Genomic DNA, 16,333 nt, shown 5'->3' with positions numbered 1-16,333 from the left:
CACAGGCTACCCGAGCCCGCACCGCCGTCCTCCCGGCCATGACCCGCGCTTTAGTGGTTTACTACTGGGGGAAGCCGTTTCAACCGAGGAAAAAGCCACACATGACGCAGAGCCAGTCAAGGCCCCGCACCCCGGCCACCTGGCACCCCCCGGCGCAGGAGCGGGAGGGCCTGTGGATCTTCACGCGGCTGCGCGACTTCATAGACGATATCGCCAACACGTCCCCCGCCCGCCTGGCCCTGACCGCGTTCGCCACTATATGCATCGTGTTCACGTTCCTGCTGTCCCTGCCTGTGTCTGCGGCCGACGGGACCGCCACTCCCCTCGACGAGGCCCTCTTCACCGCCGTCTCGGCAGTCTGCGTCACCGGCCTAACCGTCGTGTCCACCGCCGCCCACTGGTCCTTCTTCGGCCAGCTGGTGATCCTGCTGGGCATCTTCATCGGCGGTTTGGGAACTTTGACGCTGGCGTCCCTGCTGGCGCTGATGGTCAGCAAACGCCTGGGCGTGCGCGGCAAGATCATCGCTGCCGAGTCCATGAACAACGCCGGCCGGCTGGGCGAAGTGGGTACCCTGCTGCGGATCGTCATCACCACATCCGTGGTCATCGAGGCAGTCCTGGCCCTCGCATTGGTCCCTCGGTTCCTCACCTTGGGCGAGCCGTTCTGGCAGTCCGTCTGGCACGGCATCTTCTACTCCATCTCGTCGTTCAACAACGCAGGCTTCACCCCGCACTCGGACGGCATCGTGCCCTACGAGACAGACCTGTGGATCCTCATCCCCCTCATGGTGGGAGTCTTCCTGGGCAGCCTGGGATTCCCCGTGGTGATGGTTTTGCAGCAGAACGGGCTGAACTGGAAGAAGTGGAACCTCCACACCAAACTCACCATCCAGGTGTCCCTGATCCTGCTGTTTGCGGGGGCATTCCTTTGGGCCCTGATGGAGTGGGACAACGCCCGGACCATTGGTTCCATGAGCGTGGGTGACAAAATCACGCACGCCCTCTTTGCCTCCGTGATGATGCGGTCCGGCGGGTTCAACCTGGTGGACCAGAACCAAATGGACTCCACCACCATGCTGCTCACCGACGCCCTGATGTTCGCCGGCGGCGGCTCAGCGTCAACAGCAGGCGGCATCAAGGTAACCACCATCGCCGTGATGTTCCTGGCAATCATCGCCGAGGCCCGCGGCGACGCCGACGTCAAGGTCTACGGCAGGACCATCCCACAGGGCAGCATGCGCGTTGCCATCTCGGTCATCGTCGCAGGCGCCACCCTGGTCTCCGTATCGGCGTTCCTGCTGCTCCACATCAGCGGCCAGTCGCTGGACCGCGTATTGTTCGAAACCATCTCCGCGTTCGCTACGGTGGGGCTCAGCACCAACCTGAGCGCGGAAATGCCTCCTGCGGGGGTCTACGTCCTCACGGTGCTGATGTTCGCCGGCCGTGTGGGTACCGTTACCCTCGCCGCTGCGCTTGCCCTGCGCCAGCGCAGCCAGTTGTACCACTACCCCGAAGAGAGGCCGATCATTGGCTAGTTCCACAGACGCCCCCCGGCGCCCCGCCCACAACGCCCCGGTGCTGGTGATCGGGCTGGGCCGCTTCGGATCGTCCACCGCCGAGCAGCTGGTCAAGCAGGGCCGCGAAGTCCTCGCCATCGAGCGGGACCGGAACCTGGTGCAGAAATGGGCGCCGCTGCTGACCCACGTGGTGGAGGCCGACGCCACCAACATCGACGCACTCCGCCAGCTCGGCGCACAGGAGTTCAGCTCCGCCGTCGTGGGCGTGGGCACCTCCATCGAGTCTTCCGTGCTGATCGCCGTCAATCTGGTGGACCTCGGCATCGAACATCTTTGGGTCAAGGCCATTACCCCGTCCCACGGCAAGATCCTCACCCGGATCGGCGCCAACCACGTCATCTATCCCGAGGCCGACGCCGGCGTCCGTGCCGCGCACCTGGTCTCCGGGCGCATGCTGGACTTCATCGAGTTCGACGACGACTTCGCCATCGTGAAGATGTACCCGCCGCGCGAAACGGTGGGCTTCACCCTTGACGAGTCAAAGGTCCGCTCCAAGTACGGGGTGACCATTGTGGGCGTGAAGTCCCCGGGTGAGGACTTTACCTACGCCAGGCCGGAGACCAAGGTGTCCTCGCGGGACATGCTGATCGTGTCAGGCCACGTGGACCTGCTGGAACGGTTCGCCGCCCGCCCGTAAGTGAGGACGGGCTCCACCACCGGTGGTTGAGCCCGTCGACACCCCTAGCCGAGCTGCTTGGTAATTTCCGCTGCCCGGTCCGCTGCTGCCCTGGCGCCGGCCGCGATGATTGCCGGGATGCCCTGTTCGTCGAAGGTGGCAATGGCGCGTTCGGTGGTCCCGTTGGGGCTGGTAACAGCTTTGCGAAGCGCTGCCGGGTCCGCCCCGGGCTGGGCGAGCATGAGGCCGGCGCCGGCGACGGTTTCGCGGGCCAGCAGCAGCGACAGCTCGTGGTCCAGGCCCAGTTTTTCGCCCGCCGAGGCCATGGCTTCGGCCAGGTAGAAGGCGTACGCGGGACCCGATCCGCTGATGGCCGAGAGCGCGTCCACCTGTTCCTCCGGAACCTCCACGACGGTCCCGGCGCCCTGCAGGATGTCCTTGACCATTTGAAGCTGCTCAGGCGTGCAATGGGTGCCGGGCGAAACGGACACCACACCGCGGCCCAGTTTTGCCGGCGTGTTGGGCATCGTCCGGATGACCGGCTGCCCTTCCGGGAGGGCGGCCTCCAGTTGGGCGATGGAGACGGCGGCCGCCACGCTGACCACCACGGTGTCCGGCGAAAGGGCAGGGCTGATCTCCCGGGCCAGGTCAGCGATGCCAACGGGCTTGACGCCAAGGATGACGACGGCGGACCCCTTGGTGGCCTGCCGGTTGTTGTCCGGTTCTTCCTCGCCGGCGATGGCGGTAATCCCCTGGTACCGCTCGGCCAGCTCGGACGCGCGCCCGGCGCGGCGGACGGTTGCCACCACATCCCCCGGATCTGTTCCTGCCTCCAGCAGGCCGCCAAGAATGGCTTCGTTCATGGATCCACAGCCAAGGAATGCGATTCGGTTGCTCATGCCTCCATCATTGCAGTTGGTACGCATTCACAGGCAACTCCCATCTTCAGCGCAGGCAGCGCACAACTTGGGGTCCTAACGTAGTTATTACCTCATTGAGGGTGCGAGTGATGCGGCAGGCATGGGGATGCCTGCCAGGGCACCGGTGGCACGGCAACAGGTTTTCCCCCATTTTCCTGTTGCCGGCCCCGGTGCTTCCGCATTTAAACTGCAGTTGCCGGCCAACCGCCTGCCGGAACGCTGATTTGCAGGTAGCTAGACTGTCGCGTCCACCGACGGCGCGGCGGTCACATGGGGAGCGGGCTCCAGCGGCCCGGAAAACACGAGCTGGTCCAGGCGCCGGAGGATGAGTCCTTCACGAAGTGCCCATGGGCAGATGCGCAGTTTCTTGAACTTGAACATCTCCAGCGCAGCCTCGGCCACCAATGCCCCGGCCAGCAGCTGGTGGGCCCGGGCCTCTGAAACACCTGGAAGGTGCAGCCGGTCCTCGGAGCTCATCGCGGAGATCCGCTGGGTCCAAATGCCCAGGTCCGAGGCATGCAGTTCGCGTTTGACGTACGGGCCTTCGGCGCTGGGGGCGGCTCCGGCGATCCGGGCCAGGGAACGGAAGGTCTTGGAGGTCCCGGCCACCACGTTGGCCCGGCCCAGGCCGTCGAATTCACGGACGGCGGGCTTGAGCGTTGCCCGGATGTAGCGCCGGAGTTCCTTGACACTCTTGGCCGACGGCGGATCCTCGGCGAGCCAGTCCCTGGTGAGGCGGCTGGCACCAAGGGGAACGGAGGTGGCCACCTCGGGAAGTTCATCCTGGCCGAATGCCATTTCGAAGGAACCGCCGCCGATGTCCAGGTTCAGGATGGGACCGGCGCCCCATCCGTGCCACCGGCGGACCGCAAAGAAGGTCATGGACGCTTCCTCGCTGCCGCTGAGTTCCTGAAGGGTCACGGTGGTCTCATGCTTGACCCGGGCCAGGACTGCGGGGCCGTTGGTGGCCTCGCGGATGGCGGATGTACAGAAGGCCAGCAGGTCCTCTGCCTTGTGCCGGGCAGCGAATTCCCAGGCCTCCAGGACGAACTCGGTCAGCTCGTGCTGGCCCTCGTCGCTGATGCTGCCATCGGACTCAAGGTACTGCACCAAGGACAGCGGCCGTTTGTGCGACGCGAACGGGACAGGCTGTGCACCGGGGTGGGCATCCACCAGGAGCAAATGGACAGTGTTGGACCCTATATCGAGGACGCCTAGACGCATGGGGACATTATTGCTCGTCAGCGCGCTTGAAGTCGCGCCTGATATTGGCCACGCCCTCCGGGTTGATCTCAAAGCCGTAGGCTGCGCCCGGGTTGATCACCATGCCCAGTTCATCGCCGATGTTGGCGATGATGGCCGCCCCCTGGGTGCCCAGCACGTTCGGAGCCGCCTCCAGGTACTGCTGGTCCACCCTGCTGGGGTGCGAAAAGACGGCAAGGACGGGGTCGCCGTCGGCGTTGGCCAGGACCAGCGGCTCCACCTGGGAGTCGATGCCCTCCACCGTGTCCGAGCTGATGATGTAGACCTCGCTGTTAAGGAACGACAGGATGACGTCCACGGGGTTCGCATCGGGCTGTCCGCCGGTGGCGAGCTTCTCCTCAAGGTCATTGAGCGGGTTGGTGTCGTCGATTCCCTGCTGTTCAGTCATACGACTAGCCGATCACGATACCGAAGCGCATGCAAACCCCGGTGGTTGAGCGCGGGGCTGCGCCCCGCGCTCAACCACGGCAGTCACTTCTTGGCCGTTGCCTTCTTCTTGGCCGGCGCTTTGCGGGTTGCCGTCCGCTTGACCGGACCCTTTGCGCGCTTTTCCGCCAGCAGTTCCACTGCCTGTTCCCGCGTGAGCTCCTCCAGCGAGGTGGCGCGGGGCACGGTGATGTTGGTGATGCCGTCGGTGATGTAGGGACCGAACCGGCCCTCCTTCACCACGATGTTCTTCTCCGACACCGGGTCCGGGCCGAACTCGGCCAGGGGCGGCACCGCAGCACGGGCGCCGCGCTGCTTGGGCTGGGAGTAGATCTCCAGGGCGTGATCCAGGGTGATGGTGAAGATTTCCTCTTCGGAGCCGATGGAGCGGGAGTCCGTTCCCTTCTTCAGGTAGGGGCCGAACCGCCCGTTCTGGACGGTGATGAGGTTGCCTTCGGCGTCCTCGCCCAGGGCGCGGGGCAGGCTCATGAGCTGGAGTGCCTCGTCCAGCGTGACGGACTCCACCGTCATGGACTTGAACAGCGATCCCGTACGCGGCTTGGCCTTCACCGGCTTCTTGGGCGGCTTGGGCTTGCCGTTCTTGTAGTACTCCACCGGCTGGCTGGCCAGCTCTTCCTCGGTCATCTCGGGGATGATTTCGGTGACGTAGGCGCCGTAGCGGCCGTTCTTGGCCACGACGGTGTGTCCCGTGTGCGGGTCGGTGCCCAGCACACGCTCCTCAGGTGCCGCCGTCTCCATCAGTTCGATGGCCTTGGCGGCAGTCAGCTCGTCAGGGGCCAGGTCCTCCGGGACGTTGGCGCGGGCCGACTCAACGATCTCGCCGGTCTTGGGGTCCACCACGGCGGCCGAGCTTTCCAGGTAGGGGCCGAACTTGCCCACCCGGAGCGTGATCTCGTCGGTGATGGGAATGGAGTTGATTTCCCTGGCGTCGATCTCGCCCAGGTTGTTGACAATGCTCAGCAGCCCGGGATCGGTCCCCTCACCGAAGTAGAAGTGCCGCAGCCAGGACGCGCCGGCCTCCTGGCCGTTGGCGATCTTGTCCAGGTCGCCTTCCATGTCGGCAGTGAACTCGTAGTCCACGTAGTCGGAGAAGTGCTGCTCCAGGAGCCGGATCACCGAGAACGCAATCCAGCTGGGTACCAGCGCGGATCCCTGCTTACGGACGTAGCCGCGGTCCTGGATAGTGGAGATGGTGGAGGCGTAGGTGGACGGACGTCCGATGCCCTTCTTCTCCAGTTCCGCTGTCAGGGACGCTTCGGTGTAACGCGGCGGCGGAGACGTTTCGTGGCCCACTGCCTGGATGTCGGAGGCGGTGAGGGAATCGTCCTTGGCCACGTTGGGCAGGCGGCGCGCCTCGTCTGAATCGTCGTCGCCGCGGGTCTCGTCCTTGCCTTCCTCGTAGGCGGCAAGGAAGCCGGGGAACGTGATCACGGTACCGGAGGCGGAGAATTCCGCATCGCGCCCGTCAGAGGACACGGCACCCAGGCGGATGGTCGCCGTCGAGCCCTTGGCATCCCCCATCTGGGAGGCGACGGTGCGCTTCCAGATGAGTTCGTAGAGCCGGAACTCGTCGCCGGAGAGCTGCTTGGCAACCTGGGCCGGTGTCCGGAAGGAGTCACCTGCGGGGCGGATGGCCTCGTGTGCTTCCTGGGCGTTGGCTGCCTTGTTCGAGTACACGCGCGGCGACTGCGGGACGTACTCCGGACCATACAGTTCCGAAGCCTGCCGGCGGGCGGCCGTGATGGCTTCGTCGCTCAATGCGGACGAGTCCGTACGCATATAGGTGATGTAGCCGTTTTCATACAGCCGCTGGGCGATCTGCATGGTGCTCTTGGACGAGAACCGCAGCTTGCGGCCGGCCTCCTGCTGGAGGGTGGAGGTAGTGAACGGTGCAGCGGGGCGGCGGGTGTACGGCTTGGTATCCACCGAGCGCACCCGGAAGTCCGCGTTCTGCAACCCGGCCGCCAGCGACGTCGCCAGTTCCTGGTTGAGATGGGCAACGTTGCGGGAGGTGAGCTCGCCGTTGTCATTGAAGTCGCGGCCCGTGGCCACCTTGGCACCGTCAACGGCGGCAAGCTTCGCCTTGAAGGAGCCTGATTCCGCGCCGAACTGGCCGGTCAGATCCCAGTAGGACGCGGCCTTGAATGCCATGCGCTCACGTTCGCGGTCCACCACCATGCGGGTGACCACGGACTGCACGCGCCCTGCGGAGAGGCCGCGCGCCACCTTGCGCCAGAGCACGGGCGAGATTTCGTAACCGTAGAGCCGGTCCAGGACACGGCGGGTCTCCTGGGCGTCCACCAGGTCCTGGTCGACGTCCCGCAGGTTGCCCATGGCGCGCTGGATGGCTTCCTTGGTGATTTCACCGAAGGTCATCCGGTAGACCGGAACCTTGGGCTTGAGGACTTCCAGCAGGTGCCACGCGATGGCCTCACCCTCGCGGTCCCCATCTGTTGCCAGATAGAGTTCGTCGGCATCCTTGAGCGCGGCCTTGAGCTCAGTGACCTTTTTCTTCTTGTCCGGGGAGACCACGTAGTAGGGCTTGAAGTCGTGCTCAATGTCGACGGCGAACTTGCCCACCGACGTCTTCTTCAGCTCGGCGGGGAGTTCGGACGGCTGCGGCAGGTCCCTGATGTGACCGATGGAAGCCTCCACGATGAAGCCCTCGCCGAGGTACTTGGCGATGGTCTTGCTCTTGGCCGGAGACTCCACAATCACGAGTTTCTTGCCGGTTTTGGCCTTGCTTGGCACGGTGCTCCTACAGAAAAGGGTTGCTGGGGCAGATGAGCCCATGTTCGCCTAGTTCACCATATTTTGGGGAATCGTGCGCATTCATGTGGAAAAGACGGGGGCATAAGGGGGCTTACTGTTCGGCCGGAAACGCGGCCGGAATGAGGAACCTGTCCCGCACCAGGTTGGCCACATCGGCAAGCAGCGAGCGCTGGAATGAGCCGGCCTCTCCACCCAGGAGGGCCTCCAAGGCACCGGCGATCTGTCCTGCGGTGAGGTCGCCGTCGCACGCGGACACAAACCCGGCCAGCTCCGTGCTCATCAGGTTGGTGCGGCGCAGGCCGGCACCTTGCCTGAGCAGGATCACCCCCGGGTGCTCGGCGCCGGGACGCTGGTGGCGCTCCTCGGTGACGTCGTCGGCAACGAGCAGGTGCGTTTGGGCAAGATCGTGCGCGGCGAGCCAGTCGCTGCGTTCGACGGCGGCGCCCAGGTGGGGGCCGATGGGCTGCTCGATGGGGTAGCTGATTTCCTCGAAGCGGCTGATGGTGGCCCGCCCGCCGTCAGCATGGCGGCGCAGCCACACCATGCCGAAGCCGATCCCGGCCACGTTCCGTGCGGCGAAGTCCGCGAGGTAGGCGGCGTACGCCTCCCGGTAGTGCTTCCGGTCCCGGGACTCGGAGGCGTCCTGCAGCCAGGTTTCGGCGTATTGTTCCGGGCTGACCTGCTCGCGCTGGATGAACCAGGCGTCGGTGCCCGGCCGCACCCATGACCTTGGCCGCCCGTCCCAGTCCGCGCCGTCGGGGACTTCCCAGTTCCCCAGCATCTGCGCCCATCCGCCGGGCGCCAGGACACCGGGCAGGTCCGCCACGAGGGACGCGACGATCTCGTCGCCCGGCAGGCCGCCGTCGCGGTAGGTGAACTGGCCCGACGCCTCCTCGCCGGCGCTGCGCGGGGTGATGACGAACGGCGGGTTGGAGACCACCAGGCCGAATTCCTCGCCGGCCACCGGTTCCAGGAGGGAGCCCAGGCGCAGGCTCACCCTGTCCTCCAGGCGGTCCGGGTCGACGGAAAGTTGCCCGGCATTAAGCAGGATGTTGAACCGCGCGTAGGCGAGGGCGCGCTCGGAGATGTCAGTGGCCGTCACGTGCTGGCAGTGGTGCAGCAGGTGGAAGGCCTGGATCCCGCAGCCTGTGCCCAGGTCCAGGGCGCGCTCAGTGTGGCGGCGGATGGTGGTCTGCACCAGGGTGGTGGATGCCTGCCCGATGCCCAGGACGTGGTCGTGCCGCAGCACGCCCGCCTGCTGGTGGGCGGCAAGGTCGCTGGCGACCCACAGCTCGGCGCCGCCGCTGCCGTCTTCGTTTTTGTCCCAGCCGTAGGGCCGCAGGTCTGCCCTGGCGGTCAGCAGGTCCGAACCGGGAACGGGCTGCACCAGGCCCAGCTTCAGCAGGCCTTCCGCGCCGGTGCCGGGCAGGGCCGCGTCGAGCGTTTCCCGGTCCTGCGGCTCGGCAAGGAGCCACAGGCGGACGACGGCGGCAAGCGGCGCCGCACCTTTGTCCTTCCCTACTGCCTGCTCGGCAGCAAGCAGCGCGGGGATGATCTGGTCCCGGTTCAGCGCCGCGGAGGCTGCAGGCCCCAGCAGTCCGGCCACGCCGTCCAGCGTGTACTCCAGGCGCCGCAGGTCTGCGGCCAGCGCGGCCAGCAGTTCCGGGAGGTCGCTGCGGGGCGCGTCGGGGGTGTTGCCGGCGGTGAACTCGTAAGGGGATCTAGGCACCGCTCAAGTTTAGTCCGGTGTGCCGGCGGGGGTACGGTGGAGCCATGCCTTCCCGCCTCCCCGTCATGCCGCATGCCCCCAAGGCCCCCGCAGCAGCCCGGCGCATTCTGCCTTTGATGCTGGTTGCCACGGCGCTCGGCGCTGCAGTGGCCGGCTGCGCGCCGGTCAACTCTGTGGAAAACGCGGATGTTCCGAAGTGGCGGGCAACGGCCATGCCGACCTCCGCGCCCGGTGTTGTGCTCCAGGATTCGGGAAAGATCCTCAACCGTGACCCCATCGTTCGGGAGGCCGCCAGGGTTCCAGCCGGCAAGTACATGGTCACGGCCGTATGCGAGGGGACGGGCAAGGCCTTCTTCGCCGTATCGCTGGACGGCAAGCCGGTCGCGGAAGCCGGGGCAGCCTGCAACGGGCGGCAGGAAACCACCAGGATCACCCTTCCCGCGGCTGGCCGGGTGCAAATCAGCGGTTCCAGCGTGGACGCGCCGCTGCTGTACGCCTACCAGATGGCACCGGCGCAATAACCCGCCGCTCCGGCTATGGCCGGGCGGCCTGGGCGGGCTTAAAGTCGAAGTATGCCCAGCGGGCGGAGACTCTCCGCGGCCCTTTCCCAAGGGGCAGCACGGGCGTGCCCGGCACCGAAGCCGGTTGCCGCCGTCGCCCTCGGACTTGTGCTTGCGGCAGGTGCACTGGCTGGCTGTGAATATACGTACGACGACGGCCGGGCCGGCAACGCGCAGGCCACCGCCAGCGTTGCGCCCGCTCCTGCCTTCTCCCGCGACCCGCTGCAGCAGGACCCTGTCAGCGACGCCGAACTCGGCGACTGGGTGTCCCGTGCGCTCCCGGACAGCACCGGGCCCGTGGTCCAGGCCGATGCCGGACTCCTGGTCGCAGGGGAGGTCCGGAGTTTTTCGTCGCCGGTGCTGGGGACCGGAACCTACATCCTGGCCATCGCCTGCCGGAGCCAGCGCCGCGTCACATTCACGGTGCGCAGCGACACCCTTACCTTGGTGGACCTGGCCCTCAGGTGCGGCATTAACCGCGAGAACGTCATCTACCTGTCCACGGACAGTGTCCTGACGGTCAGGCTGGAGGCAAGGACCGCAGCCAATTATGCGTTCCGGGTGCACCGGCTCTGACGTGCTCCGCCCCTCCCATGTCCCGTCTCTGTCAGGCCTGCCCCGTCACGTCCCGCCTCTGTCGTGCCTGCCGGACGGGAAGGATTTCCATCCGGGGCGGCTGCTATGCTGCCGCGCAGCCTTCCGGGCAGCGCAGTGTTTCGGGGCTTGCGGCGCACTCGGCGCAGTACAGCGTCAAAGTGCGGCAGCTGGGGTTGGAGCAGTTTTCGAACTTGCTGGTGGGCGCGGAGCACCGGGTGCACACGCCTATGGTCTTGGCGTCCTCACTGAACTCCAGGTGCATGCGCTTGTCGAAGACGTAGAGCGAGCCTTCCCACAGGCCCTGGTCTTTGAAGGCCTCGCCGTACCGCACGATGCCGCCGTCGAGCTGGTAGACCTCTTTAAAACCGCGGTTCACCATCAGGCTGGAGAGCACCTCGCAGCGGATACCCCCGGTGCAGTAGGTGACTACGGGTTTGTCCTTCAGGGAGTCGTACTTGCCGGAGTCCAGCTCCTTGATGAAGTCATGGGTTGTGGCCACGTCCGGCACCACTGCGTTCTTGAACCGGCCGATCTGGGCCTCGAACGCGTTCCGGCCGTCAAAGAAGACCACGTCCTGGCCGTCCTGCTTCCTGGCGTCGATGAGCTCGTGCAGTTCCCGGGGTTTGAGGTGCGTCCCGCCGCCCACCACGCCATTGCCGTCGACCCTGAGCTCCCCGGGTGCCCCGAAGGACACGATCTCGTCCCGCACCTTCACGCTGAGTCGGGGAAAGTCCTGCGCGCCGCCGTCGGACCACTTCACGTCGATACCCTTGAATCCGGAGTATTCGCGCGTGGTCTTGACGTACTGTTTAACGGCGCCAATTTCCCCGCCAACGGTGGCGTTGATCCCGTCCTTGGAGATGATAATGCGGCCCGTCAGGCCCAGCTTCTCGCAGAGGGCACGCTGCCAGAGCCGTACTGCGTCCGGATCAGCGATGGGGGTAAAGCCGTAAAAGAGCACAATCTTGTTTAAAGCCACGTATTTAAGGGTACCGTCTGGGCCGCCGCCGCCGGCATGGCTCCACGACCCTGGCTGGGTACGGATCACAATTGCATAAGCACTTCACCACCCCCTGTTGCTGGCGATCGGGCTGGAATATTGTTCTTGCCATGAGTCCGGAAACCATGGTTGAAGACATCACTGGCCTGCTTGAAGTATGGGTTGCCGGCTGGGCCGGATGCCGCGGCTACCGGACCTCCACCGAGGGCCGCTTTCCGTCCGCGCTCCGGACCGACAAGACCGGGGAGTGGGAAGTCTTCGCGTCCGAGCCCACCGATGACGAGTTCGCCGCACTGGCCGCCAGGACAGCGGAAACGCCGGCCCGCGTGTTGACCATCCTCACCAACGGCCCCTCACGCTATGCCGCCATGGCGGCCCGCCACGGACTCAATGTCACCTCGGATACACAGACCATGATGATCGTGGACATGGAGACGCAGGACGCCGAGGATCCCTGGCTTTCCGACGACGACCTGAGGCTCTTCACCTATGAGCAGGATGGTGTCCACTACGCCGAGGTCCGGTCCGGGGACGCCGTGGCTGCCAGCGGCCGCGTTTTCGTGGTGGGCGATACTGCGGTGTTCGACAAGATCGTCACCCAGCCCGCGTTCCAGCGCCGCGGCCTGGGTAGTTTCATCATGCGTGCGCTTGCGGCCCAGGCTTTTGGCCACGATGTCCGGACTGGGCTCCTGCTTGCATCCGTTGACGGGCAGAAACTCTATTCGCATCTCGGCTGGACCACCGTCGCACAGGTCCTCATGCTCTCGGCATCGCACGATGGAACGGACCTTTCCCTGAGCTGATTTGCCGGCCCGTTCCGCCGCCCAGGTTTTCCCATCGGCGAACCGCTGTCTTCCGGCTGGGCGCCGGATGAAAGAATGGTGGGGTGAACCCCCATGACTCGCTGATTCCTTTGCTGGGCCGCGGCCCGGATCCGGAACAGCTGCGTCATGTCCGCACCATCCCGGCGAGGGCGGCCGTGCACGCACCATGGCCGGAGTGGCTGCATCCGGACATCGTGGAGGCGTATGCGTCCCTGGGTATCCGGGAACCGTACCGGCACCAGGTGGACGCGGCCCAGGCAGCCCACGGGGGCGAGCACGTTGTGGTGGCCACGGGAACCGCGTCCGGGAAGTCGCTGGCGTACCAGTTGCCTGCGCTGGACGCGATCCACCGTTCGGAGCTGCGGGTGCTCGCGGACCCTGGAAAAATCCACGACGACGGCGCCGTCACCCTTTACCTCTCCCCCACCAAGGCGCTGGCCGCCGACCAATTAAATGCGGTCCGTGCCCTGGGACTGCCCACCGTCCGCGCTGAGACCTACGACGGGGATACTGATCCCGCCGCTCGCCGCTGGATCCGCGACCACGCCAACTTCATCCTGGCCAACCCGGACATGCTGCACTTTGGCATCCTTCCCAACCACGCCTGGTGGGCAGCATTCTTCCGCCGGCTGCGTTACGTCATCGTCGACGAGGCCCATAGCTACCGCGGTGTCTTTGGATCGCATGTGGCCAACCTAATGCGGCGCCTGCGCCGGATCTGCGCCTACTACGGGGCGGGAACCTCTTTTCCCGAACCCGTGTTCATTGCAGCGTCAGCCACAGCTTCCGAGCCTGATAAGTCCTTCTCTCGCCTTATCGGCGCACCCGTGAAGGCGGTTTCCCGCGACTGTTCACCCCATGGAGCCACCACGGTGGCACTCTGGGAGCCGGCGCTGACAGAGGTCCGTGGGGAGAACGGCGCCAAGGAACGGCGCACGGCCGTGGCGGAAACCTCTGACCTGCTGGCCAACCTGGTGTCCGCCCGTATCCGCACCATTGCCTTCATCAAGTCACGCCGGGGCGCCGAGACCATTTCCGCCATCACCAAGCGCCTCCTGGACGAGGTGGACCCCAGCCTCCCCCAACGCGTGGCGGCCTACCGCTCCGGATACCTGCCGGAGGAACGCCGTGCTGTGGAGAAAGCGCTGCGCTCCGGCCAGCTGCTGGGCGTTTCCAGCACCTCCGCCTTGGAGCTGGGCATAGATATCTCGGGCCTCGACGCGGTCCTGGTGGCTGGCTGGCCCGGGACCCGGGCATCACTGTTCCAGCAGATTGGCAGGGCGGGGCGCGCCGGTCAGGATGCCGTGGCCGCATTCGTGGCCAGTGACGACCCGCTGGACACGTACCTCGTGAACCACCCGGAAGCGATATTCGACGTGTCGGTGGAAGCCACGGTTTTCGACCCGTCCAACCCCTACGTGCTCGGACCGCATCTGTGCGCGGCAGCCGCTGAACTTCCGCTGGGACCGGCTGAGTTGGACCTCTTCGGCGGCACAGCCGAAATGCTCCTGGACCGGCTGGTGGCGCAGGGCTATCTCCGGCGGCGCCCCGCCGGGTGGTTCTGGACGCACTCGCAGAGCGCCGCGGGTATGGTGAATCTGCGCGCCGACGGCGGGGGTCCGGTCAGCATCGTCGACGCCGAAACCGGCTCGCTCCTGGGAACAATGGACTCCCCGCAGACCCACTACCAGGCGCATACGGGCGCGGTATATGTCCACCAGGGCGACACCTACGTGGTTGAGGACCTGAACGAAGACGACCACTGCGTGATGGTGCGCCGGGCGAACCCGGACTACTACACCACAGCACGCGACGTGACCCAGATCGAGGTCCTGGACACCCTGCGGACCATGCAGTGGGGCGACGTTACCGTCCACTTCGGCGATGTGAAGGTCACTACCCAGGTTGTCTCCTTCCAGCGCAAGGCATTGATCTCCAATGAGGTCCTTGGCGAAGAGCCGCTGGAACTGGGGGCACGCGAGCTCTTCACCAAAGCGGTGTGGTTCGTGGTGGATAACCGCTCCCTCACCGGAGCGGGGCTCATCGAGGCGCAGTTCCCTGGTGCCCTGCATGCCGCCGAGCACGCCGCCATCGGCCTCCTGCCCCTCGTTGCCTCGAGCGACCGCTGGGACATCGGCGGCGTCTCCACGGCGCTGCACGCCGACACCGGGGTGCCCACCATTTTCGTATATGACGGGCACCCCGGGGGTGCCGGGTTCGCTGAGCGGGGTTTCGACAAGGCGAGGGTGTGGCTGGGGGCAACCCGGGACGCCATCAATGCCTGCGAGTGCGACTCAGGCTGCCCCTCCTGCGTCCAGTCCCCCAAATGTGGGAACAAGAACAACCCGCTGGACAAGGCGGCCGCTGTGACCCTGCTGGACGTCCTTCTCAAGGACGCCACGGAAGCCATGCCGGCGGGCCTGCACGCCACAACCTGACTCTTGCCCGGCGGCTCCCTGGTGCGCAGTATGTCCCTGCTGCCCGGTGTGCCCCTAGGGTGGAGGTCCTGCACGGGCATGTCCGGTTGCGGTTCCCAGCAAGGGGTTGCCGGTCAGCCCGGTCCGCACCTCCACTGTCTGCCCCGGGCCCTCGGAACAGCTGAGGACCGTGGCCGCATGGCGGGCAGCTACCTCCGCGGCTACCGTGCAGGGCTCTCCGGTGCTGATGCCACGGAGAGCGTCAGCTGCGGCAAGGGCTGCAAGGTCTGCCGCCGCTGCCGCCCGGCTTGCCAGCACGGCTGACTGGACCAGCAGGAGCATGACTGCCATCGCGGTCATGACCACGAGGGCAACCCCTGCAGCCAGAACCGTCCCGGCCCCACGCTCGCACCCGTCCCCTTTTTCCGGCCGCCGCCTTTTCCCGCGGTGCCGTCGGGGTTCAGCTTTCCGGGAGCACCCGCCAGCAGGGTTTTGGGGCCAGCCATTCCTCCTCATCTAAGCCCGCCACCGGTCACGCCGCTGCCACCACCTGGCACACCGGCTCCCGTCCCCGCCGTTTCGCTGCGGGTTGAGGCGCGGGCGGTGAGGACCCACGGAATGGCCGATCCCAAGGGCCCGGCGACACGGTCGGTGACCGTGATGTTGAACCACTCGCCGTCGGCGGCAACAGACGCGGCGGCTGAGCCGCCGGCGAGTGTCCGGACCGTCCGTTCAACCGCAGCCGGGCCATCACCCCTGGCCAGGGCCCTGGCACCGGCCCGGGCGCCTTCCTCGATGCGCAGCTGGGTAATGCCCGCCGCGGCTCCGGCCAACAGCATGGCCAGCAACGCCAGGACGGCAGGCAGCACGACAGCAAATTCGGCCGTGACCGTACCCCGGTCCGCGTCCGCCGTGCCCATCGCTTGATCAGCTGTTCCGCTGTGTCGCCGCAGACCGGCTCTTTGGCCGAAAGCGAGGTGCCTGCTCCCGACCGAGCCGGTCACACCCGGCCGGGGCCGCCAGGGACAAGGCCAGCCGGCCCCACGGGTCACGGCAGCGCCAGGGCGGTGCGGATAAGCGTGAGCAGGAAGCCCCTCACCTCATCACTGCGAAGAATGAACACGAGCAGCCCGGCGAACCCTACCGCCGCCAGGGTGGCGATGGCATATTCCGCCGTGGCCATCCCCGCCTCTGATCCCGGAAGTCTCCGCCTGCGGCGGGACGCGGCCGGGACTGCGGCGGATCCTGGATACAGCTCCACCACGTTGCCGGGCACTGGCACGGCCGCGGCGCCGGGGACGGATGCGTCCGCCAGGCTCCGGTTCGGGACACTTTCCGGTCCGAAGGTGTATGGGCCGGCGCCGCTGCGCACCCGCCCACTCCGCGGCGTGGGACGCTGCCAGGAAGCAGGGGGCGCAGAGGTTCCTGCGAAGTAGTTGCGTTGGTGGTTGATGGACATCGGGTCTTCCTTCCGTTGTTCGCCGGTGGCCGGTCTTTGCCGGCTGCTTTGACTCTTCCCGGCCCGGCCGGCGCCGGTAAGGCACAAGGTGCGCTAAGTGGAAAAGCCTGGTTCCTGCTTCGATGTGGAGGACGGGTTGGGTCCGGATGCAG

The 16,333-nt window shown here is 66.3% G+C and carries 15 protein-coding genes; 6 read left to right on the top strand and 9 right to left on the bottom strand.

The window, feature by feature from the left end; genetic code table 11:
- Positions 1-101 precede the first annotated feature (101 nt).
- Together J2X98_RS11870 and J2X98_RS11865 are read left to right on the top strand one after the other, a co-directional pair.
- Positions 102-1,535, top strand: coding sequence for a TrkH family potassium uptake protein (locus J2X98_RS11870; protein WP_307308262.1), 1,434 nt, complete (start codon positions 102-104; stop codon positions 1,533-1,535).
- Positions 1,536-1,575: 40 nt separating this feature from the next.
- Positions 1,576-2,214 (top strand): potassium channel family protein, encoded by a 639-nt coding sequence (locus tag J2X98_RS11865; protein WP_174237627.1) that lies wholly within the window; start codon positions 1,576-1,578, stop codon positions 2,212-2,214.
- Between the two features lie 44 nt (positions 2,215-2,258).
- Here the strand turns inward: J2X98_RS11865 and proC are convergent, their stop codons facing one another.
- From proC to J2X98_RS11840, 5 genes are all read right to left on the bottom strand, one after another.
- On the bottom strand, positions 2,259-3,092 hold the full coding sequence (gene proC / locus J2X98_RS11860; protein WP_141945991.1) for a pyrroline-5-carboxylate reductase: 834 nt from the start codon (positions 3,090-3,092) through the stop codon (positions 2,259-2,261).
- Between the two features lie 255 nt (positions 3,093-3,347).
- On the bottom strand, positions 3,348-4,337 hold the full coding sequence (locus tag J2X98_RS11855) for a Ppx/GppA phosphatase family protein (RefSeq protein ID WP_307308257.1): 990 nt from the start codon (positions 4,335-4,337) through the stop codon (positions 3,348-3,350).
- A gap of 7 nt (positions 4,338-4,344) precedes the next feature.
- Positions 4,345-4,764 (bottom strand): SseB family protein, encoded by a 420-nt coding sequence (locus J2X98_RS11850; RefSeq protein ID WP_141945988.1) that lies wholly within the window; start codon positions 4,762-4,764, stop codon positions 4,345-4,347.
- Positions 4,765-4,847: 83 nt separating this feature from the next.
- A complete protein-coding gene (topA, locus tag J2X98_RS11845; RefSeq protein ID WP_307308253.1) occupies positions 4,848-7,574 on the bottom strand; it encodes a type I DNA topoisomerase in 2,727 nt (908 codons plus the stop codon).
- Between the two features lie 112 nt (positions 7,575-7,686).
- Positions 7,687-9,324 (bottom strand): DUF7059 domain-containing protein, encoded by a 1,638-nt coding sequence (locus J2X98_RS11840; protein ID WP_307308250.1) that lies wholly within the window; start codon positions 9,322-9,324, stop codon positions 7,687-7,689.
- A gap of 44 nt (positions 9,325-9,368) precedes the next feature.
- Here J2X98_RS11840 and J2X98_RS11835 point away from each other — a divergent pair, with 44 nt between their 5' ends.
- Entirely contained in the window at positions 9,369-9,845 is a 477-nt protein-coding gene (locus tag J2X98_RS11835) for a hypothetical protein (RefSeq protein WP_307308247.1), read from the top strand.
- Positions 9,846-9,896: 51 nt separating this feature from the next.
- The gene (locus J2X98_RS11830) at positions 9,897-10,460 is read left to right on the top strand and encodes a hypothetical protein (protein ID WP_307308244.1); all 564 of its coding nucleotides are present in this window, start codon (positions 9,897-9,899) and stop codon (positions 10,458-10,460) included.
- Positions 10,461-10,563: 103 nt separating this feature from the next.
- Here J2X98_RS11830 and trhO read toward each other — a convergent pair whose 3' ends face one another.
- Positions 10,564-11,460 carry an oxygen-dependent tRNA uridine(34) hydroxylase TrhO gene (trhO, locus tag J2X98_RS11825; protein WP_307308241.1) on the bottom strand — a complete coding sequence of 299 codons (897 nt, stop codon included), beginning with the start codon at positions 11,458-11,460 and terminating at the stop codon, positions 10,564-10,566.
- A 131-nt stretch (positions 11,461-11,591) separates the two neighbouring features.
- Here trhO and J2X98_RS11820 point away from each other — a divergent pair, with 131 nt between their 5' ends.
- Positions 11,592-12,284 carry a GNAT family N-acetyltransferase gene (locus J2X98_RS11820; protein WP_307308239.1) on the top strand — a complete coding sequence of 231 codons (693 nt, stop codon included), beginning with the start codon at positions 11,592-11,594 and terminating at the stop codon, positions 12,282-12,284.
- Positions 12,285-12,367: 83 nt separating this feature from the next.
- Positions 12,368-14,743 carry a DEAD/DEAH box helicase gene (locus J2X98_RS11815; protein WP_141945977.1) on the top strand — a complete coding sequence of 792 codons (2,376 nt, stop codon included), beginning with the start codon at positions 12,368-12,370 and terminating at the stop codon, positions 14,741-14,743.
- A 54-nt stretch (positions 14,744-14,797) separates the two neighbouring features.
- On the opposite strand, the gene J2X98_RS11810 is transcribed toward J2X98_RS11815, so the two are convergent.
- From J2X98_RS11810 to J2X98_RS11800, 3 genes are all read right to left on the bottom strand, one after another.
- Positions 14,798-15,238 (bottom strand): Rv3654c family TadE-like protein, encoded by a 441-nt coding sequence (locus tag J2X98_RS11810; protein WP_307308234.1) that lies wholly within the window; start codon positions 15,236-15,238, stop codon positions 14,798-14,800.
- The gene (locus tag J2X98_RS11805; RefSeq protein WP_307308231.1) at positions 15,235-15,642 is read right to left on the bottom strand and encodes a TadE family type IV pilus minor pilin; all 408 of its coding nucleotides are present in this window, start codon (positions 15,640-15,642) and stop codon (positions 15,235-15,237) included. The genes J2X98_RS11810 and J2X98_RS11805 overlap by 4 nt, the downstream gene beginning before the upstream one ends.
- Positions 15,643-15,770: 128 nt before the next feature.
- Positions 15,771-16,181, bottom strand: coding sequence for a DUF4244 domain-containing protein (locus tag J2X98_RS11800; protein WP_141945974.1), 411 nt, complete (start codon positions 16,179-16,181; stop codon positions 15,771-15,773).
- Positions 16,182-16,333: the final 152 nt, after the last annotated feature.

The sequence above is a fragment of the Pseudarthrobacter enclensis genome (genome assembly GCF_030811655.1).
GTDB classification, from domain to species: Bacteria; Actinomycetota; Actinomycetes; order Actinomycetales; family Micrococcaceae; genus Arthrobacter; species Arthrobacter enclensis_A.
The sequence above is the reverse complement of the archived record's forward strand: the minus strand, read 5'-3'. Positions and strand labels throughout refer to the sequence as shown.